Source organism: Shewanella insulae, from assembly GCF_009831655.1.
GTDB classification, from domain to species: Bacteria; Pseudomonadota; Gammaproteobacteria; order Enterobacterales; family Shewanellaceae; genus Shewanella; species Shewanella insulae.
Genome location: NZ_WRPA01000050.1, coordinates 1 through 555, shown reverse-complemented (window position 1 = coordinate 555; position 555 = coordinate 1). Strand labels below are relative to the sequence as shown.

Genomic DNA, 555 nt, shown 5'->3' with positions numbered 1-555 from the left:
TGAGCTAACCTGTACTAATGACTCGTGAGGCTTAACCATACAACCCAAAAGGGTTTTTACTGCAAAGTAAGTAATGGTTACTGAATCAGAAGAATACAAAGTACTTGATTGAAGTGCGAACTCAAACGGCTTTCCAAATTTCCAAATTTGTCTGGAAACCATAGCATTGTGGTACCACCTGATCCCATCCCGAACTCAGAAGTGAAACGCAATTGCGCCGATGGTAGTGTGGGGTCTCCCCATGTGAGAGTAGGTCATTTCCAGGCGCTAATTTCGCTTAACCTTTAGGGTATAAGCAAAATAACCAAGCGCATTTAGAGTAAGACGCATAGTTATTTAACAGTTTTGTGCTGATATGGCTCAGTCGGTAGAGCGCATCCTTGGTAAGGATGAGGTCCCCAGTTCGATTCTGGGTATCAGCACCACTAAATTTGTCTGGAAACCATAGCATTGTGGTACCACCTGATCCCATCCCGAACTCAGAAGTGAAACGCAATTGCGCCGATGGTAGTGTGGGGTCTCCCCATGTGAGAGTAGGTCATTTCCAGGCGCCTA

The 555-nt window shown here is 45.4% G+C and carries 1 tRNA gene and 2 rRNA genes; all 3 read left to right on the top strand.

The features are described 5' to 3' along the window. Positions 1 to 150: 150 nt before the first annotated feature. The 3 genes from rrf (GNT65_RS20470) (at position 151) to rrf (GNT65_RS20460) (ending at position 550) form a co-directional block, all read left to right on the top strand. Positions 151 to 266 (top strand): 5S ribosomal RNA (rrf, locus tag GNT65_RS20470). Positions 267 to 349: 83 nt separating this feature from the next. Further along, positions 350 to 425 (top strand) — tRNA-Thr (locus GNT65_RS20465). A gap of 9 nt (positions 426 to 434) precedes the next feature. After that, positions 435 to 550 (top strand): 5S ribosomal RNA (gene rrf / locus GNT65_RS20460). The last annotated feature ends 5 nt before the right edge of the window (positions 551 to 555 follow it).